The organism is Nitrospirae bacterium YQR-1, from assembly GCA_039908095.1.
GTDB lineage: Bacteria > Nitrospirota > Thermodesulfovibrionia > Thermodesulfovibrionales > Magnetobacteriaceae > Magnetomonas.
In genome coordinates this window covers 1-26,091 of sequence record JAMOBJ010000017.1, presented here as the reverse complement: position 1 = coordinate 26,091, position 26,091 = coordinate 1, and the positions used below count along the sequence as shown (strand labels likewise).

Annotated in this window: 24 protein-coding genes; 4 read left to right on the top strand and 20 right to left on the bottom strand. The window is 44.6% G+C overall.

Going from position 1 to position 26,091, the window contains the following annotated elements; all coding sequences use genetic code 11:
- Window positions 1-6 precede the first annotated feature (6 nt).
- The 16 genes from H7844_09420 to H7844_09345 all read right to left on the bottom strand — a co-directional run bounded on the left by H7844_09420 (window position 7) and on the right by H7844_09345 (window position 16,237).
- On the bottom strand, window positions 7-1,518 hold the full coding sequence (locus H7844_09420) for an NADH-quinone oxidoreductase subunit M (protein MEO5357503.1): 1,512 nt from the start codon (window positions 1,516-1,518) through the stop codon (window positions 7-9).
- Window positions 1,515-3,461 (bottom strand): NADH-quinone oxidoreductase subunit L, encoded by a 1,947-nt coding sequence (gene nuoL, locus H7844_09415; protein ID MEO5357502.1) that lies wholly within the window; start codon window positions 3,459-3,461, stop codon window positions 1,515-1,517. Before nuoL ends, H7844_09420 begins: the two co-directional genes overlap by 4 nt.
- A gap of 2 nt (window positions 3,462-3,463) precedes the next feature.
- Window positions 3,464-3,766 (bottom strand): NADH-quinone oxidoreductase subunit NuoK, encoded by a 303-nt coding sequence (gene nuoK, locus H7844_09410; protein MEO5357501.1) that lies wholly within the window; start codon window positions 3,764-3,766, stop codon window positions 3,464-3,466.
- A gap of 24 nt (window positions 3,767-3,790) precedes the next feature.
- A complete protein-coding gene (locus tag H7844_09405) occupies window positions 3,791-4,300 on the bottom strand; it encodes an NADH-quinone oxidoreductase subunit J (protein ID MEO5357500.1) in 510 nt (169 codons plus the stop codon).
- A 40-nt stretch (window positions 4,301-4,340) separates the two neighbouring features.
- Entirely contained in the window at window positions 4,341-4,946 is a 606-nt protein-coding gene (gene nuoI / locus H7844_09400; protein ID MEO5357499.1) for an NADH-quinone oxidoreductase subunit NuoI, read from the bottom strand.
- Window positions 4,947-4,976: 30 nt separating this feature from the next.
- Window positions 4,977-5,921 carry an NADH-quinone oxidoreductase subunit NuoH gene (gene nuoH / locus H7844_09395; protein MEO5357498.1) on the bottom strand — a complete coding sequence of 315 codons (945 nt, stop codon included), beginning with the start codon at window positions 5,919-5,921 and terminating at the stop codon, window positions 4,977-4,979.
- Window positions 5,922-6,010: 89 nt separating this feature from the next.
- Complete coding sequence (locus H7844_09390; GenBank protein MEO5357497.1) at window positions 6,011-8,617, bottom strand: molybdopterin-dependent oxidoreductase; 2,607 nt, start codon at window positions 8,615-8,617, stop codon at window positions 6,011-6,013.
- A gap of 40 nt (window positions 8,618-8,657) precedes the next feature.
- A complete protein-coding gene (gene nuoF / locus H7844_09385) occupies window positions 8,658-9,926 on the bottom strand; it encodes an NADH-quinone oxidoreductase subunit NuoF (GenBank protein MEO5357496.1) in 1,269 nt (422 codons plus the stop codon).
- A gap of 37 nt (window positions 9,927-9,963) precedes the next feature.
- Entirely contained in the window at window positions 9,964-10,485 is a 522-nt protein-coding gene (locus tag H7844_09380) for an NAD(P)H-dependent oxidoreductase subunit E (protein MEO5357495.1), read from the bottom strand.
- Window positions 10,486-11,679, bottom strand: a complete 1,194-nt coding sequence (gene nuoD, locus H7844_09375; GenBank protein ID MEO5357494.1) for an NADH dehydrogenase (quinone) subunit D — start codon at window positions 11,677-11,679, stop codon at window positions 10,486-10,488.
- Window positions 11,667-12,077: an NADH-quinone oxidoreductase subunit C gene (locus H7844_09370; protein MEO5357493.1), complete on the bottom strand. Its 411-nt coding sequence runs from the start codon at window positions 12,075-12,077 to the stop codon at window positions 11,667-11,669. Before H7844_09370 ends, nuoD begins: the two co-directional genes overlap by 13 nt.
- 104 nt (window positions 12,078-12,181) lie before the next feature.
- Window positions 12,182-12,700 carry an NADH-quinone oxidoreductase subunit B gene (locus H7844_09365; protein ID MEO5357492.1) on the bottom strand — a complete coding sequence of 173 codons (519 nt, stop codon included), beginning with the start codon at window positions 12,698-12,700 and terminating at the stop codon, window positions 12,182-12,184.
- 75 nt (window positions 12,701-12,775) lie between these two features.
- Window positions 12,776-13,147, bottom strand: a complete 372-nt coding sequence (gene ndhC / locus H7844_09360) for an NADH-quinone oxidoreductase subunit A (protein ID MEO5357491.1) — start codon at window positions 13,145-13,147, stop codon at window positions 12,776-12,778.
- 46 nt (window positions 13,148-13,193) lie between these two features.
- Window positions 13,194-14,723 (bottom strand): response regulator, encoded by a 1,530-nt coding sequence (locus tag H7844_09355; GenBank protein ID MEO5357490.1) that lies wholly within the window; start codon window positions 14,721-14,723, stop codon window positions 13,194-13,196.
- Window positions 14,724-14,788: 65 nt separating this feature from the next.
- Entirely contained in the window at window positions 14,789-14,977 is a 189-nt protein-coding gene (locus H7844_09350; protein ID MEO5357489.1) for a hypothetical protein, read from the bottom strand.
- Between the two features lie 93 nt (window positions 14,978-15,070).
- Window positions 15,071-16,237: a L,D-transpeptidase gene (locus H7844_09345; GenBank protein MEO5357488.1), complete on the bottom strand. Its 1,167-nt coding sequence runs from the start codon at window positions 16,235-16,237 to the stop codon at window positions 15,071-15,073.
- Between the two features lie 222 nt (window positions 16,238-16,459).
- Here H7844_09345 and H7844_09340 point away from each other — a divergent pair, with 222 nt between their 5' ends.
- Window positions 16,460-16,879 (top strand): helix-turn-helix domain containing protein, encoded by a 420-nt coding sequence (locus tag H7844_09340; protein ID MEO5357487.1) that lies wholly within the window; start codon window positions 16,460-16,462, stop codon window positions 16,877-16,879.
- 173 nt (window positions 16,880-17,052) lie between these two features.
- Here H7844_09340 and H7844_09335 read toward each other — a convergent pair whose 3' ends face one another.
- The 4 genes from H7844_09335 to cyoE all read right to left on the bottom strand — a co-directional run bounded on the left by H7844_09335 (window position 17,053) and on the right by cyoE (window position 22,697).
- Entirely contained in the window at window positions 17,053-19,176 is a 2,124-nt protein-coding gene (locus H7844_09335) for a bifunctional aldolase/short-chain dehydrogenase (GenBank protein ID MEO5357486.1), read from the bottom strand.
- Between the two features lie 24 nt (window positions 19,177-19,200).
- On the bottom strand, window positions 19,201-20,088 hold the full coding sequence (lsrF, locus tag H7844_09330; GenBank protein ID MEO5357485.1) for a 3-hydroxy-5-phosphonooxypentane-2,4-dione thiolase: 888 nt from the start codon (window positions 20,086-20,088) through the stop codon (window positions 19,201-19,203).
- Between the two features lie 43 nt (window positions 20,089-20,131).
- Window positions 20,132-21,712 (bottom strand): RuBisCO large subunit C-terminal-like domain-containing protein, encoded by a 1,581-nt coding sequence (locus H7844_09325; protein MEO5357484.1) that lies wholly within the window; start codon window positions 21,710-21,712, stop codon window positions 20,132-20,134.
- Window positions 21,713-21,821: 109 nt separating this feature from the next.
- Window positions 21,822-22,697, bottom strand: a complete 876-nt coding sequence (cyoE, locus tag H7844_09320) for a heme o synthase (GenBank protein ID MEO5357483.1) — start codon at window positions 22,695-22,697, stop codon at window positions 21,822-21,824.
- A 462-nt stretch (window positions 22,698-23,159) separates the two neighbouring features.
- On the opposite strand from cyoE, the gene H7844_09315 reads away from it, so the two are divergent.
- The 3 genes from H7844_09315 to H7844_09305 all read left to right on the top strand — a co-directional run bounded on the left by H7844_09315 (window position 23,160) and on the right by H7844_09305 (window position 25,941).
- Window positions 23,160-23,954, top strand: coding sequence for a hypothetical protein (locus tag H7844_09315; GenBank protein MEO5357482.1), 795 nt, complete (start codon window positions 23,160-23,162; stop codon window positions 23,952-23,954).
- Window positions 23,955-24,031: 77 nt separating this feature from the next.
- On the top strand, window positions 24,032-25,609 hold the full coding sequence (locus H7844_09310) for a hypothetical protein (protein ID MEO5357481.1): 1,578 nt from the start codon (window positions 24,032-24,034) through the stop codon (window positions 25,607-25,609).
- 164 nt (window positions 25,610-25,773) lie between these two features.
- Entirely contained in the window at window positions 25,774-25,941 is a 168-nt protein-coding gene (locus H7844_09305; protein ID MEO5357480.1) for a hypothetical protein, read from the top strand.
- The last annotated feature ends 150 nt before the right edge of the window (window positions 25,942-26,091 follow it).

The window sequence follows — 26,091 nt, the reverse complement described above, 5'->3', positions numbered from 1 at the left end:
CCACAGCTATTTATAAACCGCCGTAATGTCCAATGCAGCTTTTACAGTGCCGGCAGTGCCGGCCCTGTTTAATAATTTGCCGATGCTCACATCCATAAACCCCAAGAAAACGTTTGGATAAAACCCTATCCAAAGAACCAGCAACAGAAGGGGCAGCAGCGTGATAATCTCCCTGGCGCCCAAGTCCTTAATCCCCCTGATACCCTCCTTAACATCAGTAAAAAATATCTTCTGATACAGGTTAAGCATATACACGGCGCCTATTATAATTCCTGTAGCTGCCAAAACACCTGCCGCCTTGTTAGCGGTAAAGCCACCCAAAATAATCAAAAATTCACCGACAAAACCATTAGTGCCGGGAAGCCCGATTGAGGCAAGTGTAAATAATATAAAAAAAGCGGCAAACACAGGCATAACGTCAGCAAGTCCGCCGTAATCTGAAATCAACCTCGTATGGGTTCTCTCATAGACCATACCAACGGCAAGGAACATACCACCGGTTACAACACCGTGGTTAATCATCTGAAGAATCCCGCCCTGAACACCCTGTGTGTTTAGAGCAAAAATGCCAAGGGTGACAAAGCCCATATGACTTACAGAGCTGTAGGCAATCAGACGCTTAAGGTCAGTTTGGCTAAAGCAGATGATTCCTCCGTATATTATGGCAATCACTGAAAGCACTATCATGCAAGGGGCCATAGCCCGGGCGGCGTCAGGAAACAGAGGTATGGAAAACCGTAAGAAACCGTAAGCACCCATTTTTATAAGTATAGCGGCAAGCAGCACACTTCCTGCGGCAGGGGCCTCGGTGTGAGCATCCGGCAGCCACGTGTGCACCGGAAACATCGGTACTTTCACTGCAAATGCCGCAAAAAAAGCCCAAAACAACACTATCTGCATTTTGTAGGGAAGCACTGCGCTCATAAGCCTTAAAATGTCAAATGTGCCGGTGTATAGATACAGAGCAATGATGGCAACAAGCATCAGCACACTGCCGATTAAAGTATAAAGAAAGAACTTTATCGCAGCATAAATCCTCTTAGGCCCACCCCATACGCCGATTATCAAGTACATGGGGATAAGCATAGCCTCCCAGAATATGTAAAACAAAAACATATCCAAAGAGCAAAACACCCCTATCATAAATCCCTCAACCAACAGCAGAGAGATAAAAAACTCCTTCACTTTATCCTTAATAGCATTCCACGAAACCAGTGTGCAGAGAATTGCCGAGAGAGTCGAAAGCAGCACCATCAGCACACTTATGCCATCCACCCCTATGTAGTAACTTATATCAAAGGCTGGTATCCATAAGTGGCGCTCGACAAACTGCATCACCTCCGCCGTTTTATTAAATTTAAAAAACAGAGGCAGCGAGAAAATAAAATTCAACAGCGTTATTGTCAGAGCAGTCCACTTAATTGCCTTTTTATTTTCCCCTCCGATAACAAACAACAAAAGACCGCCCAGTATCGGTAAAAAGATAATCGTACTTAATAAATAGTTGCCGTCGTTCATTGACAATACCTTCCTCTACAGAGCTTTGATAAGATTACAAGCAAGAGAATAAGCACTCCGGCCGCCATGTACATGCAATAGTGAAGGACTATGCCGGTTTGAATTTTTCTGAGTTTCTTGCCAAACCAGCCAACCAGCGCAGGCAGGCCGTTAACAATACCCTCGATTAAGACACCGTCTGTTACTTTATTTATTACTGTCCCTGAAAACCAGTAGGCAGGTTTTACAATCATCAGGCCGTAAAGTTCATCCACATAGTACTTGTTGTAGAGGATTTTATGTACAAGGGAGAAATTCCTTGCAATTGCATCAGGAATCTTTGTGTTTTTGATATAAAAATAATAAGCCGCTAAAATTCCGGTTACAGCAACCACAACTGAGGAGATCATTACAAACCACTCCTGAGAAACGCTTCCATGTGGTTTAGGATGCCCCACAACCGGAGCTAAAAAGGCAGCAAAGCTGTTGTGGCCGCCAAGGACGTGAGGAATTCCGGCATATCCGGCACCCACTGCACCCACTGCCAACACAACAAGAGGCACGGTCATGTTTGACGGTGATTCGTGAAGATGATGTTCCTTTTCATGCCCACCTCTGAAACTACCGTGGAAGGTCACATATATTAGTCTGAATGAATAAAAGGCTGTAAGAAGGGCTGTTATTACCCCCAGCAGATACACAAACTTACCGGCTCCGTCACCGTGGGCAAATGCCATCCAGAGGATTTCATCCTTACTGAAAAACCCTGACAGCCCGGGAATTCCGGCAATACTCAGTGAGGCCAAAAGCATGGTCAGGTATGTAACCGGCATGTGTTTTTTCAGACCTCCCATCATGTTTATATCCTGCTGTCCTTCCATGGCATGAATAACTGACCCTGCGCCCAAAAACAACAGCGCCTTAAAAAACGCATGGGTATAAAGATGAAAGATTCCGGCGGCAAAAGCACCAACCCCGCAGGCTACAAACATATATCCCAGCTGGCTAACCGTTGAGTAGGCTATCACACGTTTTATATCGTTTTGAACAAGCGCAATTGTGGCCGCAAAAATGGCGGTTACCCCGCCGGTTACGGCAACTACAGCCATCGCCGTTGGAGATAAAACAAATATTGCATTAGTCCTTGCCACCATAAACACACCGGCTGTCACCATCGTTGCGGCATGTATGAGGGCGCTGACAGGCGTGGGGCCCTCCATTGCGTCAGGAAGCCACACATGAAGCGGAAGCTGCGCCGATTTCCCCACCGCTCCACAAAACAACAGAAGCGCTATCACTGTCATTAAATCAAAACCATGCCCTAATATATTGATTGTCTGACCTATAAAAACCGCAGGTTCTTTAAACACGTCTGCGTAGTGAAGCGACCCGAAAGTCAGAAATATTAAAATTACCCCCAGGCCAAATCCAAAATCACCAAACCTGTTGACAATAAAAGCCTTTTTGGCGGCATCCGCCGCTGATTTCTTTTGATACCAAAACCCTATTAAAAAATAGGAACATAACCCCACAGCCTCCCACCCAAAGTACATCTGCAGAAAGTTGTTTCCCATAACCAGCATAAGCATGGAAAAAGTAAAAAGACTCAGAAAAGCAAAAAACCTGTAATAGCCCTTATCCCCATGCATATACCCAACGGAATAAATATGAACGAGCAGGCTTACGGAGTTGACCACTATCAGCATCACCGCAGTTAGCGGATCTATGAGAAAACCTACCGAGACTTTAAAACTGCCGGAGGTTATCCACGTGTATAAATCTTCATCAACGATTTTACCGCCAATGACATCTGTCAGTGCAGACAGTGAACACACAAAGGCCCCGGCAACACCTGAAAGCGCTATCCAATGCGCCCTGGTTCTTATCACCGTTTTACCCAAAAGTATATTAACTATGAACGCTAAAAGGGGAAGCGCAGGTATTAATACATACTTTAGTGCCATCCCTATCCTCTCATCTCATTAATTTCATCAACTGTTATGGTTTCCTTGTTTCTAAACAACAGAATAACAAGTGCCAGTCCTATAGCGGCCTCCGCCGCCGCCACCGCTATTATCATAAAGACAAGTATCTGCCCCGCTAAGTCCTCCATGTAGTGGCTAAAGGCAACCAGGCTTATGTTGACGGCATTGAACATTATCTCAACCGACAGAAGCATTATTATCAAATTCCTTCTGGTGAGAAAACCAAACATTCCCACACAAAAGAGCACTCCGCTAAGCCATATGTACCAGTTTAAGGGCACCACTGCATTAAAACCCCCTGAAAAATTTCACTTTAACCTCTTTTTGGCAACGACAATTGCCCCCACTATTGCAACAAGCAACACCAGGGAGGCCAGTTCAAACGGATACAGATACCGGGTGTAGAGTTCCTGTCCTATGGCCCCTATGTGGGTGGCGCTCTTAATTTCCTTTATTCCCCATAGCCCGGATATTTCAACTTTTACAGACTTTGCCGCTTTAAGTACTACAGCCATCACACCTGCGGATATTACAAAGCCGGCTATCCAGGGTCTGATAAACCTGCTCTTCTGTACGTCCTCACGTAAATTAAGAAGCATAACGACAAAAAGAAATAATACCATTATGGCCCCGGCATAGATAATTATCTGTACCGCCGCCAAAAACTCGGCATTTAAAAATAAGTACAACCCTGCCAGATGAAAAAACATCAGAAGCATAAAGAGCACACCGTGCATAGCGTTTCGTCTCGTTATCGCCATAACGGAGGTAAAGACAACCACTGTGGCAAAGTATAAAAAAAACACCTTACTTAACACCGTGCATATCCTCCGTGCTCATGCAAGCCATAGGTGCATCTCACTTTGAGCCCTCCGGAATCTGCGGGCGTCCTTTAAACACCGCCTGATTTTCCGGCGTTTTAAAATCACCGGCCCGCGGGCCCCAGAACCGTTTAAAGTACTCAATCCCTTTATCGCCTACCATATATTTATCCCAATTCTCAAGAAGCCTCTCCTTGGTCATCTTAAACTCCGCCCTCGTATATCCGGCATACTCATAGTGCTCAGTTAAAACAACCGCCCCATAAGGGCAGGCCTCAACGCACAGAGAACAGTACAAACACCTAAGTACATCTATCTCGTACCTGTCAACAACCTTTTCGTGGCTTTTCCCCTCAGATGTGTATATGGTAATACACTTTGACGGGCAGATGGCGGCACAGAGGCCGCAACCGACACACTTTGCTTGTCCGGTTTCAGGATTCCTCACAAGGGCATGAAGTCCTCTGAAGCCGGGGCAGGCAGGCCGCCTCTCCTTAGGATACTGCCTGGTTACCGGTTTTGTAAACATGGTTTTAAGGGTCAGCTTCATTCCCTGAAAGATTTCTACAAAAAACACCGTCTTTAGAAACCTCGCTATCGGAGTTTCCTCTTTTCTTGTCATTATCACTACATCGTCTTTCATCTTATTAAACCTGTCCGTATCATAGTTAATTTATTTGTGCAGAAATATTTTAAAAATACCGGTTATCGTAATGTTTAATAGTGCCAGAGGAATAAGAATTTTCCAGCCTAGTGACATCAACTTGTCATATCTGTACCTGGGCAGTGTAGCCCGTATCCAGTAGTAAAAGAATATACACATATAGAGTTTAAGTAAAAACCAGACCAGCCCCGGCACATGAGCCAAAAATGGAAATATTCTGTAAACAAACTGAGGGAGGGTCCAGCCGCCTAAAAAGCAAAGAACGGCTATCGAGGACATGATAATCATTCCAATGTACTCAGCCATAAAAAACAGAGCAAACCGGAACCCGCTGTATTCGGAGAAAAACCCGGCTACAAGTTCCGTCTCCGCCTCGGGCAGGTCAAACGGGGTACGGTTGGTCTCGGCAATGGCTGAGATAACAAACACGTAAAATCCCAAAAATTGTGGAATGATGTACATTCCGCCCGGGTACTGGTGCTGGGCATGAACAATGTCTGTAAGGTTAACGGAGCCTGCCATGAGCATAACACCGACAAGGGACAGCCCCAGAGATACCTCATAGCTGATAATCTGAGCCGAGGCACGCAACGAGCCCAAAAAAGAGTACTTTGAATTAGACGACCACCCGGCCAATATAACTCCATATGTGGCAAGCGAAGACATGGCAAAGAGAAACAGTAGTCCCGCATTGGCGTTACTGATTACAAAGCCGTCAAAAAACGGTATCATTGCAAGGGCGGAAATAGCAGCCATAAGGCCAATCACAGGGGCTGAGAAAAACAACGGCTTATCGGCATTTGACGGTATTATGTCCTCTTTAAAAAACGATTTAATACCGTCCGCTATCGGTTGAAATATGCCGTGCGGGCCAACCACCATCGGGCCCATTCTGACCTGCATGTGGGCTATCACTTTTCTCTCAAAGTACGTGGCATAGGCGACATGTCCCATTGTTGCGCCCAGCACTACGGCGATCTTCAGAAGTATAACTCCCAGATCCCAGATATACTGTGGAATCCACAAATGCAAAGCATCTAATGTCATAGCGGCTCGTACCTCTCTATCGTTACAGCTCTGTCTGTTATGCAAAGACTGTTCAGAGCCGGGTCTGTTGTGCAACCCACAATTGACCTGAATCCTCTGTCTTTAAAAGCGTTTGAAAGTGCCGCTGCATCCCTGGGCATTGCAGGGTCGGTTTTTACGACAGCCTCTATCTTTCCTTTTTTAGCTGTAATAACCACCTGCTCGTTATTGTTAACACCAAAAGAGCGCGCAGTGGCAGGATTTATAACCACAAACGGCTCAGGGGCTATACCCATAAGAGCACCTGAGTACCGTGACAAAGAGCAGGAGTGTAACAGCGCTCCGTCCTCTCTTAACAGGATATGGCCGGTTTGTACTGAAGCAGGGATTTCCGGCATATCCTCCAGCCCGTGCACTTCAAAGTCACCCTCTATGCCCCTGAGCGGCTCGCCGCCATAGGGCCAGATACCGCCAAGGCCGCCTAGGTTGTCATACCTAAGCCCCGTATGAACCGATGATATGCGGCTTATCTCATCCCAGACATTCTTTACGTCTTTATAGGATTCCTTCATTCCCAGAGTCTTGCAAATATCGGCAATTATTTTCCACTCCGCTCTGCCCCTGCTGCTTAGGACTCCGGTTTTTAATCTCTGAAGCCTTCTTTCCAGGTTTGTATATGTACCGTCTTTTTCACTCCATGCCGAGGCCGGAAACACAACATCAGCAAGGGCCGCCGTTTCCGTAAAAAACACATCAGTTACGGCCAGAAATTCCAGTTTCTGCAGGGCGGACTCCGTCTTCTTTCTATCCGGTATATTAAAGACAGGGTTCTCTCCCATCACAAACAACGCTTTTACGCTTTCATTATAAGCGCCGTCAATCATCTCTAAAATGCTTAAGCCGGGCTCATACGGTGTTTTCATCCCTGCCATATCTTCCATCTTATGGCCAAAGGCTTCAAACTCTATCGGTCTGCCGCCGACAAGTAAATCAGGGGCACAGCCCATATCAAGACAACCCTGTGTGTTGGGGGCATCCATCAGTACAAACAACCTGCCGTTTAAAATATAATTCAGCGCTCCCAGTAAAAAAAGATTCTTTGAGCCGTTACCATAAACTGTAACCTCAGGGCCTATTATAACAACAGGATTCTTCAATTTGACAAGCTCTTCTATCGTATATTGTAATGCTTCCTCACTTACCCCTGCCCTGATAAGCATCTCCTCGGTAGGGACTTGAAGTGCAGATAGTTTCTTTTCAATAATGGAGTTTTCGGCGCTAAGTCCCTTTTTTTCGTAAACCCTGGCTAATATCCAACTAAGAACAAGCGTCTCCGCTCCCTCAGCATGATTCAACTCGTATTTGACATTACTTCTTAGACCGCCGGATTTACCTAAAACAAAAACTTTTCCGCCGTTTTTCCAAACCGCACGTACTGCAATGCCAAGTACCGGATTTATGGTAGTGGGGTCCCCTCCGGCAACAAAAACACCGTCTGACTTGGCTATGCCCGGTATCAGGTTTGCAGTAATGCCCTGCCCGAACATTCTCTCAAGGTATGCCACCGCAGGGCCGTAAAAAAACCTTGCAGCGGAATCTATATTATTTGAGCCCAACACATAGCGGATGAGCTTTTGAAGCATGTAGTTGTCCTCATTTGTGCATCTTCCGGAGGCAATGCCGGCCACAGCGCCGCCGCCGTGTTTTTTGGTTATCTCACTTAGACGCTTTGCAGTAAACTCCGTCGCCTCCTCCCATGTCACTGGCACATGAACGCCGTTTTTTCTGATAAGGGGACTGCTCAATCTTTCGTCATTTTCAATGTAGTCGTACCCAAAACGCCCCATAACACACAACATGCCGGAATTCAGCCCTTTGTCGAAATTGGGAACAACCCTTATAATTGTATTTTCCCTCATTTGAAGGGTCAGCGTACAACCTGTTCCACAGAAGCTGCAGATAGTCTCCACCTCCCGCTCTATGTACCACGGTCTGTAGGTGTGTCTTTGGACTTTCGATGTGATGGCTCCCACCGGGCATACCGACAGACAATTACCACAGTACTCACAATCGTACCTGCCACCGGAAAACGGCTCTATCACAGATTGGCAGCCCCTGTTGATTACACTTATGGCAAAGGCCCCCTGAAGGTCGTCACACATTCTTACACAACGGGTACAGAGGATACACTTCTCCATGTTTCTAACTATAACCGGGTCCTGAAAATTCACTGGATTGGTGCGTTTGCCCTCTTTAAACCTGCCGTCTGCAGCTCCGTACTTTGTTGTCAAATCCTGCAGGATACACTCCCCTGCCTTATCACACACCGGACACTCAAGGGGATGATTTATCAGCAAAAATTCCAGCATTGCCTTACGTGCCCGTCTGATTGCATCCGTGCTGGTTCTAACTACCATACCGTCCGTGATTTTTACCGTGCAGGCGGTTTGCAGACGAGGGAGACGCTCTATTTCCACAAGACACATGCGGCAACTGCCACAAGGGGATAACTTCTTAAAATCGCAAAGGGTTGGAATCTCTATGCCAACCTGCTTTGCCGCATCAAGAATCGTCATCTCCTGTACAGCCTGTACCTCTGTGCCGTCTATTGTCAGCTTAATCATAAATTTCTATTGCGCATCTACTACTGCATTATACATCTTATCATGCAGCATTTACTTTACACCTTTTATTTTTAATGTGATACTCAAACTCATCCCTGTAGATTTTCATAGCGGCAAGAAGGACATTCGCCGCCCCGTCACCAAGCGGACAAAATGTCTTTCCGGCTATATTTTCAGCCACATCCTGAAGTGTTTCAAGGTCGTTTTCAGAGCACTTCCCCTGCTCGATTCGACTCAGGATTGCTCTCATCCATGCAGTACCCTCGCGGCATGGCGTACACTTGCCGCAGGACTCATGTTCAAAAAACCTCATAGCACGCTCGTAAACCTTAACTATACACACTGTATCGTCAAAGACCATCACGGCCCCTGAGCCCAGCATAGAGCCGTGCTTTGGTAAATGGACAAAGTCCATCGGACAGTCTAAACTCTCCGGTGAAAGTATCGGGGTTGATATACCGCCTGGGATTACTCCCTTTAAGGGACGCCCGCCCTTTATTCCCCCGCAGTGGTCGTATATTATCTCTCTGAGGGTAATTCCCATGGGAAGCTCATAAACGCCGGGTTTGTTAACCTTACCGCTTACGGAAAACAGCTTCGGCCCCGGACATTCTTTAACTCCTATAGAGGCATATGCCTTAGCACCATTTGAGACAATCCACGGGATATTTGCAAGTGTCTCGACGTTATTGACAATAGTGGGTTTCCCCCACAGCCCTGAGTTTACGGGAAACGGCGGCTTAAGCCTTGGTTGACCGCGCCTGCCCTCAAGTGACTCAATAAGAGCAGTTTCCTCGCCGCAGATGTAGGCTCCGGCTCCGAAGTGGACTGTCAGGTTAAACCGGAAATGCTTCGACAGTATATCGTTACCAAGGTAGCCCCTGGCAAGGGCCTCCTCAATGGCTGTTTCAAGTACTCTCTTTGCATGAGGATATTCGCCCCTGAGGTATATGTACCCTATGGATGACTGCAGTGCGTAGGCGGATATAATCATCCCTTCTATTAAAAGATGCGGGTTGTGTTCCAGTATCGGTCTGTCTTTAAACGTGCCGGGTTCCCCCTCATCGGCATTGCAAACCAGATACCTGGGGAATTTCGGATCCAAAGAGGCAAATTGCCATTTCATACCGGTAGGAAACCCGGCCCCGCCGCGGCCCCTAAGCCCGGAGCTCTTTATCTCATCTATGATATCCCGCGGGGTCATATCCCCCACAGCCCGCTCCATGCCCTTATAGCCGCCTTGTGCTATGTAGCTCTCTATTGCAATAGTCCCGGAGCTGCCGGTTTTTTTTAAAATTATATTTTCCACTACGTTTGTTCCCGTGCTTTCAGTGAATTCATTTTAGTCATTTATAACTCTCAAGCAGTGTATCCAGCCTGTCTTTTGTAAGATTATCATAAGAGTCGCTGTCAAGAATCATGGAAGGAGCCGTGCCACAGGCGCCGATACATTCCATTATAACCAATGAAAATCTGCCGTCCTGGGTTGTGCCGCCCGGCGTCAGCCCATATTTTTCCCCTAAGTACGCAACCAGGTCCTCGGCTCCCTCAATCATACAAGCCACATTGGTGCACAATTGGATAATATGCCTTCCCATGGGTTTAGTCTTATACATGGCATAGAAGCAGGCTACCCCCTTAATTTGTGCAGCAGAGACGCCGGTTATGTTTGAAACCTCACCGATTGCCTCCGGGCTGATATATCCGAATATCTCCTGCGCCGCATACAATGACGGCAGAAGCGCTCCCTGATATGAGGGGTAAAGCCCCATAAGGTAATGTATCTTATTTCTGAGCAACCGTAGTTTCTCCTCCGTTACCTGTGGTGTCGTGTCCTCATTGTCCTTTAAGGCATGGTGCCGTGTCACTTACCTGTCACACTCCCCAAGCACAACGTCAATGGAGCCGATATTTGCAATGGCATCGGCAATGAGACTTCCCTCACAGAGCCTGGGAAGCGCTGAGACGTGTATAAAGGACGGGGAGCGAATCCGCATCCTGTAGGGCTTGCCGGTACCGTCACTGACTATGAAAAATCCCAGCTCCCCCTTGGGCGCCTCCGTGGCAACATAGATTTCACCTTTGGGGGCTGTCATAGGGCCCTTGGTAATCAGCGTAAAATGATGAATGAGTGATTCCATTTCACTCAGCACCCTGTCTTTTGGCGGAAGCGTAAACTTAGGCACATCAGGGGCTAATATCGGCCCCACAGGCAGCCGCTCCACACATTGTTTCAGAATATATACCGATTGTCTCAGCTCCTCAACCCGGCACAGATACCTGTCATAAACATCTCCTTTTTTACCAACAGGTACGGAAAACTCCACCAAATCATAGGCATCGTATGGAAAGTGCTTTCTGATATCGTAATTTACCCCTGAGCCTCTGAGCGTGGCCCCGGACAGTCCCCAGTTTACAGCCTCCTGCGCCGATATAATCCCAATGCCGACTGTTCGCTGAAGCCAGATTCTGTTTACGTTAATAAGGGTTTCGTATTGCTCGATTTTAGATGGAAAATCCAGTAAAAAATCATACAGCTTATCTATAAACTCCTGGGTGACGTCATTTCTGACTCCGCCTATGCGCGGGTAGCTGACCGTAAGGCGAGCTCCGCAGAGCATTTCAAACAAATCCATCAATGCCTCTCTTTCCCTGAAGCAGTAGAGAAAGACAGTCATAGCGCCGATATCCAGTGCATGGGTGGCAAGCCACAGCAGATGGCTGGAAATCCGTGATATTTCAGAGACGATAGTGCGAATGTATTTTGCCCTAAGCGGAGCCTCTATGCCAAAGAGCCGCTCCACTGCAAGACAATACCCCACGTTGTTTGTCATAGAGGATATATAATCAAGCCTGTCTGTAAGGGGCATACACTGCATATAGGTCATACCCTCGGAGAGCTTTTCAGTTCCTCTGTGCAGATATCCCACATAGGGAGTGCACTTTTTTATGGTCTCACCGTCTAATTCAAGTTTAAGCCTCAGCACACCGTGTGTTGAGGGATGCTGTGGCCCCATGTTAAGGACCAGCTCTCTGGTTTTTAAATCCTTCAGCGGTTCCATTCGTACTTCTTATATTCCTCGTGTTTTTGCAGCACTTCTTTAAATCCGCGCCACTCCTGCTCAGGTCCCTCCACCGGGTAGTCCTTTCGCAGCGGGTATCCTTCCCAGTCCTCGGGCATAAGAACTCGTCTCAGGTCAGGGTGGTTCTCAAAAAGTATTCCATACATGTCGTAGCACTCTCTTTCGTGCCAGTTGGCTGTATTCCAAATGCCGGCACAACTATCCAGTGAGGGTGAACTCTCCGGCACCTGTGCCGCTATCCTTATCATATGTCTGTGAGTGATTGAGTACAATTGGTAGATTACCTCATAGCGGGGATTTCTCTTGCTTAAGTAATCAACACCGCAGAGGTCTTTCAGGAAATCAAAATCAAATTCAGCGGTGTCATGCAGGTGCATAAGAATTTTCAATATATTGTCTTTTTTGGCAACGACAGCACACTGCCCTCTGAAATTCCTGATTCCGGTAACGTCATCCGGAAATAGTTCTTTTATTTTAGCGGCTATTTCAGGGGGCTCCATCTCATCCTCTCTTTTCTCATCTTATCCTGAAGCTTTATAATTCCATCAAGCAGAGCTTCCGGCCTTGGCGGGCAGCCCGGAATATAGACATCTACCGGAAGAAACGTATCACAGCCCTGAACAACTGAGTACGACCGATAGACATTGCCCGTGCAGGCACAACTGCCCATAGCGATAACGTACCGTGGTTCGGGTATCTGGTCATATATTTTTCTAACAACGGGAGCCATTTTCTTTGTAACCGTGCCGGCTATTATTATGCAGTCCGCCTGGCGGGGAGAGCCCCGGAATATTATTCCAAATCTGTCTAAGTCGTAGTGGCTTGAGCCTGTTGCCATCATCTCTATGGCACAACAGGCCAGACCGAATGTTACAGGCCACAGTGAGGACAGTCTCCCCCAGTTTATCAATTTATCTAGTGAGGTGATTATTGTGTTTGCTCCGGGAATTATTCTAATTCCCTCCTCTACATCAATCAGTCCCGTTGAGGTATCTATCATCTTGCCGTACCTGCTCCCTACGTTTTCTTTCTATTTTTAAGGTCTTGAATCATACTCTTAAAGAGTGTTAATAAATTAATCCCAGACAAAAGCATCCTTTCTCCATGCGTAGATGTACCCAACAGCAAGGATAAGTATAAACAGCATCATCTCGACAAAAGCATACAGTCCGATTTTATTAAACGCCACAGCCCATGGATACATAAAGACGGCTTCCACATCAAAGACAACAAACAGTATGGCAATAATATAGTACCTTACGGTGAACTTCTGCCGCGGCTCACCCTCGGGAAGCATCCCTGATTCATATGGGGAAAGTTTTTCGGCGTAGGGGCGGCGCGGCCGCAGGAGATACCCAAAAAGCAGCGATCCTAAACCAAACCCCAGTGCTATAATTAAAAACACAAGCACAGGCAAGTAGTCTGTTGGAACATATGTTCCCGGCATAGTATTGTTTTACATCAAATGTCCGGATATTGTCAATATATTTTTTTCAGAAATCAAATTTAAACCCGGCTTTCAGCACCTCAATACAAGCCTCAACGACCACGGGGTCATACAGAATGCCGCTGTTTTTTGTTATCTCATCAATGGCTCTGTCAATTCCAAGGGCCGCCCTGTATGGCCTGTGGAAGGTCATAGCCTCAATAACATCGGCAACGCACATAATTCTCGCCTCTAAAAGTATCTCCTCCGCCTTTAAACCGGCAGGGTACCCTGAGCCGTTTATCCGCTCATGATGTTGAATCACGATGTTAGCAACCGGACAGGGAAATTCTATATCCTTTAAGATATCGTAACCGACTCTTGAGTGGGTCTTAATCAAGGCGAATTCGATTTTATTTAACTGGCCGGGCTTACTCAGTATTTCAGAGGGAATAGCAATTTTCCCCAAATCGTGAATTATGCCGGCAAGCCCTATGCAGTCAACCACTTCCTCGGGAAGTTCCATCTTACGGGCTATCCTTACGGCAAGCAGTGATACTCTGCGCTGATGGCCTGCCGTGTAAGGGTCCTTTGCCTCAACAGCGTGAGACATTGCCTCAACCACATCATTTATGTTTCTGTTGAGTTTTTCTATGCTGTGCTGTTGCTGCTCCTCGGCCCTCTTGCGCACGATAACCCCTGAGAGCGCATTAGATATGGCACTCAGTACCTCTATCTCCCCGGGGTCGCCGCAATGCCCGGCTCTGAGGTATATGTTAAGGACACCGAGGGTTTTATTGTTATAAACCAGAGGCGTGCAGTAGTGGCCATGCGGGTATATCCCCTGATATTGCAGAGCATGGCTTTCGTCCACCACAGGGGCAAAGATTATTTTTTTCTCAAGGGCGGCTTTTCCACAATGACAGACTCCGAAGGGAACCGTTCTGCACTTTTTAATATTATCTTCCGTCAAACCCTTCTGTGTTTTAAGAACCAGCTCGGCGGGGTTATTTTCTATCAGAAATATTGCCCCCTTGTTTTCAAATGTAAGCCAGGGAATTGACATAATCAGATCAATCGCCTCATTGAGGTAGTCACTTATATCTATGTTTTCCAAGGATTTGCTCAACAACGAGGCTATGATTGACTGAATACGGTAATTGTGACGAAGTTTTTTTTCCGCTTCCCATCGCTCATTTATTTCGCTTCTCAGAGCCTGCTCAGTTTTGCTGAGTGATAAAATGTTTTTTATCATGCCCCTGAGTTCGAATATGTTAAAGGGTTTAGTGAGAAAGGCTATCGTGCCCCACTCAAAACACTTCTCTATGTACTCATCACTGGCATGGCCTGAGAGCACAATTATAGGACAGGTACTTCTTGTGGATACTGTTTTTAGCGCTTCCAAAAACTCCACTCCATCCATGCCCGGCATTTTCATATCCAGCACGATAAGGGATGGGGTGTGCTCTTTGTAGGACTGGAGCGCTTCTGTGCCGTTTACCGCCGTTATTATCTCGTAGCCGTCCCGCTGCAATATCTTATTGATTGCCATCCGAACACTGGCATCATCATCAATTATCATTATTTTGTCTGTCAATATGTCTCCTTAAAACTCTATCCATGTATTTGTTTTTAAAGCTTTTTCCTTATACCAAGCTGCATTCAATCGTCTAACTTTGTTGGCTTCGTCAAAAGCTCCTTAACGTCTCCCCTAAAGGGGGAATCCTCTGTAAGGGGAGGTGCTGCTTTCTCCCAGCCGCCTGTGTTTACTTCTAACTGCAACTTGGTATTATCCGCCATTGCCAACTTGATTTGGAATCCACTTCCTTTCTCCCTTTTATAGAAGGACATGGATTCCCCTATAAGTCCATATCAATGGTTTTTTCCTTAAAAAATACCCGTCTCCTTTGGGGGTCGGATGCTTGCAATTACGCCCTAAGTTAATCATTTTATATAAACCGGAGTGAGCAGGTCAACCTCTGAGGCGAGTTCTTTCATATCCCTGTTATTTAAGGCTACACAGCCGGCTGTCCAGTCGGCCTCACCACCGCCGTGGATCATTATAAGACTACCCAGAGGGGTGTTTTGCGGCGGCACCTCTGTATTTTCTATTGCCTCCGTTATTTGGTTGTACTGTGAAATTGTGATAAGGCCGCTTCTGAGTCCGCGCCATGCGTCCATGTTATTGGGGTAACTGAGCTGAAGGGAGGGAAGTCCCCGCTTTGTATCAGGGTCCTTGCCGTAGCGGCTTACAGGGTTTATATCGGCTATGTAGTAGAGCCCCTCGGGCGTCCTTCTATCCCCTTTGATTCTTTTAGGGGAGAGGTCATTATGGTACAGGATATTGAACTTGTCATCATAAAACCATACAAGTGTTGATGAAAAAATAATTTTCTCATCAGAGCGGTATCGTTCATCTCTTTTTATCCACTTACCATGTGCAACTTCATAGACGGTTATTTCGTTGGCTGTTTTGTCCAAAAAGACGATGGCTGTGGACTCGCCGGCATCCGGAAATTTAGCAAGAAGCTTTTCGTACATTTTAAATCCGCCGCCTTTCATTAACACAAGATATACCTGCGGCTCATACGTTAAGCGGCTGCTTTGCCGTTTACCGGTAAAATCGCCAAGGCCTGTATGATAACGTTTTTTTTCCTTCCAGCCATCGTCGTTTTTTTCATACAGAGTAAGAGTCCTCAGTTCCTTGTTTACAAGGATTTTCTTGTCTGAGGTTGAAAGTTTAAAAAACTCCTCCTCAGGTCTTTCATACGTAGTGTCTGCGTAGGTTTCGTGCTTGGAGACGTCCTTGTACTTCAGCCAAAATGATCTGCCGTTAATTTTTATCTCAAACCACAGAAACCCCTCAGCCTGTGCACTTCCGACCGGTTCAATCTCCATACCTCTGAGGAGTTGGAAATAAGACGGTGCGTCCTCAGACGCTCCGGTATGTACCGGCAGCGCATCAACTGAAATGCGGTAGAATTCTGAAAACTTACCGCCTGAGCGCGCCACAGCTTGTGGAGTGGTTAAGTAAAAAATAACACTGAGCAGGCAGGCTGCTATACAGAGGCTTTTTTTTAAATCAGCCGTTATGAACTTTTTAAGTGCCATACTATAGTTCTTAAGCAGATGATATCATAGCACTTTATCGGTTAAAACGAAAAGACTCTTTATTTGCCCTGACATCCTCCGTTATTAATATGCAGAATTTAATACAGCCTCATACCCAAATGCAGCAACAATAAAAAATAATTAACAGCTCTTGACATCTTTGCCCTGATAATATAAAATGAATATTATGTACTATGGAAAACATTAGTCTATGATTACAAAATGACAAGAGATGTTTTAAATACTACTTTAGATTATGATAATATCATAACGAAAGTTATGAGAGTGTCTGCCATGAAAAACGAGTCTGCAATTGCTAAAAGTTTAGGGATTACACCTCAATCGCTATCAATTTTTAAAAGACAAGGCAAGCTGCCGACAGGATTGGTAATTCAGATGGCACTTACATTTAATATTTCACTCGATTGGCTCTTGACAGTACAGGAAAACTTGCCGGCAGGCAATGTACTAAGGAAATCTACAGACCACATGAAGGACGAAATAATCAACTGGCTTAATGATTTCTGGAGCCGTTCAACCGATGACGAAAAATCGTGGCTAAAAATACAATTTGAAAGATGCTTTTTCGAATATCACGACTGGCTTGAAAGAAAAGCCAGGTTAGCTAAAGAAAAGAAGTAATACCAAGTTGCAGTTGGAAGTAAACACAGGCGGCTGGGAGGAAAGCGGTGCTTTAGTACATCCCGGAGCTTTTGACAAAGCCGACAAAGTTAGACGATTGAATGCAGCTTGGTATCAGCCTTTAAAAGAAATGAACGGAATCATGCACATCGCTATAATATCTTTTCTCTCTCTTATCTTGGAGTAGCGTCGGGCAGACCGCCGTCAACAGGGATAGTGGCGCCGGTTGTCGGGGTTTGGTGTGTCACAAAAAACAGGACAGCCCGTGCTACGTGTTCTCCGGTTACAGGTGATTTCAACAGGTTACGGCTTTGATAGTACTGTTGAAGACCTTTTTCATCAAGTCCGCGTGCTTTCATTCTCCCCGGGCCTATCTCTTCCCACAGCCCGGAGCATCTCTGCACTCCGGAGAACACTGCATCCGGCGATACCATATTGACTCTTACACTGATTGGGGCAAGCTCAAGGGAGGCCACACGCGCTATCTGATGTGCAGCCGCCTTTGTGGCGCTGTATGCCCCGAAACTGGCACTCGGTGAAAACACATTCTTGGTTGACACCAAAACTATATCCCCTCCCGTTGCCTGCCTCTTAAAAAATCGTGCCGCCTCTGATACCACTGTCAGCGTCCCCTCCGTGTTTACACGCTGCAAGCGCTGAAACCCCTCAAAAGGCATATCCGCAAGTGTTGATACCAATGCAATGCCGGCATTGGGTATTAATATATCCACGCCTCCCCAAACTTCCACCACTTTGTTAAAACACCTTGAAACAGACTCAGGACTGGTAACATCCATTGGAATTGCTACAACACGGTCTCCAAATTCATCATTTAACTTCTGATACATGGACTCAAGATTAGCCCCGGGCAGGTCGGTTAAGGCAACATTGGAGCCGTTTTGCAGAAGCCCCATGCTTATAGCCCCTCCTATTGCCCCCGCTGCACCGGTTACTATTGATACAGTGCCGGAAAGCCGGCCGGCTACATTGCCGATTGTTAGCTTGTTGTGTTGATAGAGCCTGTACTCCATCTTAAAAACAGAGTCCTCTTCTATGCCTTTAAAGCCGGAAGTTTCTGCAATATTAATTTTCACACGTATGTTTTGAGCCGTTATATCACGTGCAATTGTGGCCGTTTTGTCATCACCGCCTGTGCATATAACCCCAATGCCGGGTATTGCTATCACCTTTGGCATGGTCTCTGACGGTTTAAGCCCGGATGCTTTAAAACTGTGCCTTGCAAGATAATGTTCATATTGCAGTTTGTAACCGGTCAATGCACCTGAGAGGGCCTCCCTTATAACTGTATCATCGTCAAAAGGGACATAGTCAATCCACAGAGGGAAGGCTTTTGTGCGTATAAGATAGTCTGAGGTAATCGGAGGGGTCAGCAGCATTTCTTTGCCTTTTTCCGTATTTATCACACCAAGTGTCACCTCATCCGTCAAAGGTTTCATTATTACTTTATTAAACGGATTATCAATATCATCAATCTTTTCCGACAGTAATCCCCTGAGTATGGGAGCTATTTTAATATAACGCTCCTGAGCCTGCGCTACCTCATCTTGAGAGGCGTTAACAAAAATCTTTCGATTTAAATTCCCCCTGACAGTTTCAATATATGTTTCAGTTCTTGAAACAAAGTCAATCATCCTGCTATAAGAGTCAAACGCAGTGTTACCCCATGTGAAAATTCCGTGGTGCATGAGAATCAGAGCTTTTTTGCCGCCGGGATTGTTTTTATAAAGTGTGAGGGCTGCCTTTGCCAGTTGAAATCCGGGCGTATAGTACTCCAGCACTACCGCCTCTTCCCCAAATAACTCAGTTAATTTTTCTTTTCCGTTTAGTGAATTACCCAGGGTCAGGATTGCTTCTGAATGAGTGTGGTCAACGTATTTAAACGGAATGAAAGCATGGAGGAGGGTCTCAAGCGATGGTGCTGGTGCTTTGTGGTCAAACATGTGGCGGCGGAATTCATTTATCATGGCTGCATCATCTAAATCGTCAAGTTCAAGCAGCCGCAGGAGATGGCTTAGTTCAAGGGCTACATGCCCCTGCGGCTGTATTGTATCCATATCGTAGCCGGAGGCCTTAACGTACAGGGCACTGAGAGTCTCTCCAAAAACATTAACGCAGCCGGACTTGACGGATGTATTGCCGCCGCCGTGAAGTACAAGGGACCGCTGCCGTCCAAGCAGTTGAGACGTATAAGTTCTTAGTGCAAGCGGCTCTCCCCACGTATCACCGTAGAGTTTTACAAACCTCTCAGCCTCATCATCCGACCATCTGTTTAACACTTTTATCTCCCCTGTATTTTTAAATTAATGTTTCTCTTTGTTTTTCAGGGTTTCGTAAAATTCCAGCGCCTGCTTAGGCTTCATATTTTCGTGCACGACTTTTCTGACAGCCTGAATCATTGCAATGGGGTCATCGGACTGAAAAATGTTTCTTCCCATGTCAACCCCTGCAGCTCCCTCCTGTATTGCATTGTATGACATGGTGAGAGCGTCCAGTTCGGGGAGCTTCTTTCCGCCGGCCATAACTATAGGCACCGGGCATGAGGCTGTAACAGAATCAAACCCATCGGGCACATAGTATGTCTTAACGTATGAGGCCCCCAGCTCGGCACAGATTCTGCAGGCGAGCCGGAAGTACCGTGCATCACGTTTTAGCTCCTTGCCGACTGCCGTAACAGCAAGGGTAGGGATGCCGTAGCGGTTACCGATGTCAATCAGGCGTGTCATGTTGTTTATTGATTTAGTTTCATATTCGCCGCCGATAAATACCTGTACCGCCATAGCCGAGACGTTCATTCGTATGGAGTCCTCGATATCAACGGCGATTTCCTCGTTTGAGAGTTCTTTCAGAATGCTTGGGCCGCCGCTTGCGCGCATCACTATGCCCTTTGTGTATGTCGGGGGTATAACGGCTCGGAGAATTCCGCGTGTCAGCATGAGGGTGTCGGTGTAGGGCATAAGCGGCACAATGTTGATATCCACTCTTTCAAGCCCTGTGGTAGGACCCTGAAAGTATCCATGGTCAATTGCGAGCATCACGGTTTTACCCGATTGAGGATCAAAGATTTTAGAAAGACGGTTTTTCATACCCCAGTCGAGGGAGTTTGAACCTTTCAGAAAAAACACATCGCTCTTTTGGGCGACATCCGTATAAAAAAGCTTTGCCTCTTTTACATTGTCAAGGTCTGCCATGTTGATTATCTCCTTATGTTGTGTTTTATAGTGTAAAGCACATTTACGGTTTTTGGGGCCTGTCTCTTTTATGGTCAACGATGCAAAAAAAACCAAATGGTTCACTCGTTTCATTTATAAGGCGGTGAACCCACATTGGAGGCACATAGGCCACATCCATCGGATTAAGATTTATTTCATCATCTCCACAGAGGAGGCGTCCATGTCCCCGCACACATATTATTACATGTTCATGGTAGTGTTTTTCAAGACTTGAGTAACCGTTTTCAGCTATTTCAAAATACCTTAGGTCAAATTGAGTGTTTTCACCGTATCTGCCGGTAAGCTCGTGGCGTGTAACGTCTTTAAAATCATGCGCAAGGGATGATTTATAAACCCGTGGAGTTCTGCCCTGCCACGAAAAGTTATTAAATGGAAGATGGCGCAGGAGCTCTCCGGTAAAATTAGCTGCTCCGGTTGATGCCAAGCCGGTAAGATTAACACTCAAATCGGCGGAGGCAGGTGTTTTCTCAAATATCTCATTGATTTTCCTTAAAAAGGCTTCAGTGGCTTTTTTTAAACTCTTGTTGTAAAGTTGAAGGGCACCGCCAATCAGATAAACCGTATCCACACCGTAAAGGGAGGCCATGTCTGCTATCTTGTCATAACCCATACCGCCTGCTGGAGCTGGAAATGACGGCTTTATGTGATAGAGGGGTGTTCTGAGGGCGTAATTTAGTTTTTTACAGTCATCGGGGGTAAAGCCAAACCGTCCGCCGGTGGCGGGATAGATGGAGATATCGGCCCCGGCGAGCCTGAAAATTGTGCCAAGCAGCACGTCAATGGAAATTCCATGGTTTAAGTCATGAAAGTGAGTGCCGGTCAATGCCGGATGTGCCATCACTATCATGTTAAACTTCTCACTAAGATAGCGCACAGAGTCAATTCCAACCAAAAAAGGAGAGATGAGAATTCCTTTTATTCCCAAATCTGCAGCAAAGCTGACATACTGTTCAAGCATATCCGCTTGTGCGCAAATGTTTGGAAAGTAAATTGTGTTTTTACCGGTTTCGGCATTTGCCTTTGCAACGGCATTTGCACACAGAGAGAGTCTTTGTTTAAATTCAGAAAATGTGAGGTCAACAAGGCCGTGGTCGTCCTTTACCAGGTCGCCGCCACCGGCAGCAAAGTTATAGGCTATGCCGGATAACTCTTTGTGGGATAGTCCCATGGGTTTCAGTGCGGTACTCAGAAGTGCTCTGCCATGTACACCGAGAAGTTTTCTTATTCCGGTTATTCCGTAGTTGGGGCCGCGGAATTTCTCTGCAAAAATTTCTGGAAACTTAATTTCCACAATTTTAATTCCATTAAGAAGTGAAATATTGCCATAGAGAACGTTTAAAAACTGAGGCAACCGGTATGCTGTTATTTCAGGGTTATACGAGATTACCGCCAAATAAACATTTACATCAATTGGTGTGATACTTTCTGTTTTGCCGATAATCGTCTCACCGACACCCCATAAGACGGCAAGCTCATCAGCAACCTCAACAGTCTGCTCAAGGGCAATTCTTCTAACCAGATGTTCAACATTTTCATCACGACGGCATTTTAGTTTATAGGTTATTTCGATTTTTTCCAACATGGGATTATATTATAAATTCTTTCGTACTATAACATTATTCCGGCAATAATTCAATACAAAAACGGCTGGTATAAGGTCAATAAAGTGTGATATGATAACTCATTATCTCTTATTTAATCATATCCACAACAAGTACGATAAACACTGCCGTTATGTATATGAGAGAATATACAAACAGTATTCTGTCGCTTTCTTTTTTGGAAAGGTAAAACCTCAGAGCGAAAATTATGTAGAAAATGCCAAGCACAATACTTGTGAGCAAATATATAATGCCGGCCATTGACAAAAAATATGGCAGCAGCCCAAAGGGTAAAAGAATAATTGTATAAATTAGAGTTTGAGTTTTAGTTTTTATAATACCCTTTGATATTGGCAGAATTGGTATCCCGGCCCGTGAGTAGTCATCCTTATACTTCAGAGCATATGCCCAGAAATGCGGATGTTGCCAGATAAACATGATTGCAAATAATACAAGAGACTGTAGATCAATGTGCCCTTTCACTGCCACATAGCCGATAACCGGAGGCAATGCGCCTGTAATGCTTCCCACGTGAGTTACAAGGTGAGTACGCCGTTTCATTAGTACCGTGTATGGAATAACATAAATAAATGCGCTTATGAAGGTAAGAACCGCCGTCAACACGTTTACAAAAACAGCAAACACTGCAATGGCAACCATTATAAGGAAAAGCCCGAATATTAGAGCCGATGCGGGATAAACACGTCCCTGCGGAATCGGCCTCACCATTGTGCGTCTCATCAGCCGGTCGATGTCTCTGTCAAAAAAATTATTTAATACGGCGGAGCCGGCTGCTGAGAGGCCTATTCCAAACATTGTCGGGAGTATGAGCAAAAATGTAGGAAACCCCCTCTGTCCCATATACATGCCGTTGAGTGCTGTAACCAACACAAGCAGCACTATGCCGGGCTTCATAAGAACTATGTGGTCTCTGACTATAGTCCTGTATTTCAACATGAATCTCATTCCTTTGCCTGTTGATTAATTTTAACCACTTATTCCGGCTTACTTGATAGCCATAAAGTACGGCTTATACCAAGCAGCCTTCAATCGTCTAACTTTGCCGGCATCGTCAAAAGCTCCGAGGAGTACTCTCCCCTAAAAAGGGGAATCCCCTGTAAGGGGAGGTGCCGCCCAGCTCCCAGCCGCCTGCGTTTACTTCTGAATGCAGCTTAGTATTAGCCATTATAGCAGATGATAATTTTTTTTGTCGCAGGTAAAGTTTCAAAATACTTATTCTTTTTTTAGAGCGGCAGCTCGCTTACTTTGCATTTAATACCTCTAATGACGGCCTTTTGGAAACAGCGCCAAACCCTGACTAGTTAAATAATAGTTTGATTGAATTGTCAAATCTCTGGTAGTATGTCAAAGAGGGGTTAGACAAGCTCTTATACTATCACTATTAATCTCTTAAATGGAGATGGGAATATGGAACAGATATCAGCCGGCGATTTTCTTAATAAAGCGATAGCTATACCCCAATGTTGCAAGGTTATCAACGGTATAATGGAAAGATACGACGTGCACCTTGGTGTTAATTCCGTTGTGGTTGTAATCAACTGTCCGGATGAGCAATGCACTACAGTTATAGATAATATCAAACATGGTATGAGAAAATTTTATCCGGAAAAATTCGATGACGACACTTTGATTAAAGTTGAAAAATTCTATAATATGCGTCTTTTTGGAGGGCTCTTTTTGCCTAAAATAAAAACATATGAGAGCCTCTTGCCTGCTGCACATCACGTGCCGGTAAAAAAGGACGGAAAGCTCATGATTTTAAACTTATCACATATCGGTTATGACAATAACACAAAAGAGTTCGGCTTGTTTGTAAGATATGGGCACGACAGTGCCACTGCGTCTTGCGGCGCTATCAGCTCCTGCTATGACATAATAGTGAAAGGCTCAAAGATGCCCTCTGACACTGACTTAAGAGCTCTTAGCAAGTATATAAAGCAAACGGTTTCCCTTCATAACATACAACAACAACCCAGCGGCTATGACTTGTTGGAAGTTACACTAAAAGCATACAGCGGCCAAGCTCCATGGGTAAAGCAACAGCTTACAAAACTTGCTAAAAAAGATAACTTAAGCATTATTTACATAGGTGGTATAGAAATTGACACCAATAAGGAGCACGACATAGATACTCATGACAAGATAGTGCTTATAGATAAATTTATAGTCGGCCAGAACGGAAATATTACAGATATCAGTTAACCCGAAAACTATAGTGGATCCCAAATATGAGACAATCAGTTAAAGTATAATTGATTAAAGTTCTTGGAGGGAAACAGATGGGGAAAAATATTCAGTGTGGTATAAAGTTTATCAAGTCAAAATGCGATATATCATGCAATAGATGCATTGATATATGTCCTATCGGCGCGATTAAGAAGTATGATAATAAGTCAATAGTTGATTTTAGCAAGTCTAAATGTTTTTCATGTGGTATTTGTGTAAAATTAATTAACCCTGAAAACCCTTATCTTTGTAAAGCTCTTCAACCTAATTCTCATAATAGACGTGTAATGAAGTGGATCAGCGATAAAGAGACTTTTGGTGTTATTATAGGACCAGGGCTTGAGTTTTTTAGTAAGGAAATTTCTCTATATAAAGTAGTTGCTGCTTTTAAAGAAATGAACGCAGCATTAGTTTACAGAACAATTAATTATGCTGGAAAAGCATTGGAAAACATCGTAACAGAAGTAGAAAGTAGGTTTACATCCAATGCAAATAGTTTAATAATTGATTCACGATGTGGGTCTATTGTAAATATAATTAGAAAACATAGACCAGATTTAGAAGGTAATCTAGTTAAGGCTAAAAGTACATTATTTACTTCAGCATCTTTATTAAAATCAGAATTACCAAATACTGCTAAGATTGTTTTTGTAGGTCCCAATATTTCATATAAAGAAACTATAGTATATCATCCGCAAAACACTGGTTTAGTAAATGCAGTTTTAACATGGCATGAGTTTGTTTTGTTGAGTAGAGATATTTTGAATAAATCTTTAGAATCTCTCCCTGATCACTCTTTTGATGATAAAGAAACAGAAGGTTTTGTTCCACTTGGGACTCAAATAAGTGACATATTATCACAAAAAAAAATAATATGTCACTCTTTGTCGCATATGTCTCCAAAAGGAATTGTTGGCTACTTTAATAATGTGAAAAAGGATCAAACAAAAGGATTTGTAGAATCATTATTTTGTGAAATGTGTACTTACGGCCCGGGAGTTTATTCTGGATGGGTAGATGAACAAGTTTCTACAACACGAAAACAAACTAAAAAAATTCAATCTGAGGCTATACTTGTTGTTGATATGTGTAACTCAACTGCTACTGCTAATATATATGGAGATCAGTTGGCTAATCAACTTAAAGGAATTCTCAAAGAAAAAGTAGAAAAAAAAGCTACAAGTGAAAATGCTCAATTTAAAAAAAGTACTGGCGATGGTTTTCTCTTAACTTTTAAAAAACTCAAAAATGCAATTTGTTTTGCTGTAGATTTATTAAATGACATGGCATGTTATAACGAACATATGGATGACTCATCCAAAATTCAACTTCATTTTGCAATTAACTTTGGGGAGACTACAATTGTTGACACTACAGGCGACAGGAGTGGACATGCCGTTAATATGACTTTCAGAGTTGACGGAGTAAAAACAAGTGATTTGCACACGCTCAATGGTGAAACCAATGGAATTGAGTTACCCTTAGTTAACAGAATATTGATTACTGAAAATGTGGTAAATATAGCTACTCAATTAGATGGAATAGACTTTCAACCGGTAGGATATTTTAAACTTAAAGACATCAGTGGTTTGCATAGAATCTACCTACTTCAACAAAAAAATCAGATTTAAGTTGATTTAGATCCATCAATTTTTAAGAATAACTTTTCTCTTTGAAGTAGATTAAACCTAAAAAAAGCAGTTGCATAAACAGGGTGTGAGTATAATACTATACAAAACAGGGAGTTATAGTCAAAAAATAGCATAAGGAGCACTCACCCAATGGGAGATAGCAAGTGAACAAAGAATCAGGCCAGTCAAGCCGTGTAAGTATAGACACATATGGAAGTAAGATACATGTCGAATGGGATCCGGCGGCGGCAGTAACACCGTTCCCGAAATCCGATATAGAGGAGAGCAAACCGAGTAAAGGAGTTGAAATAAAAGGAGATAATAGGAAGTAAGAACTCACCCGAGAGGTTAAGCAAAAAAAAGCTCTTTAGCGGATCGAGTGGGTAGAAAAGTAAGAAGTAACCTCTGTCGCCTTAGACACAGTAGCCTACAGGTAAACGGGGAGGTCAAGTTTTGCTTTCGCAAAACTGCTCCACTGCGTT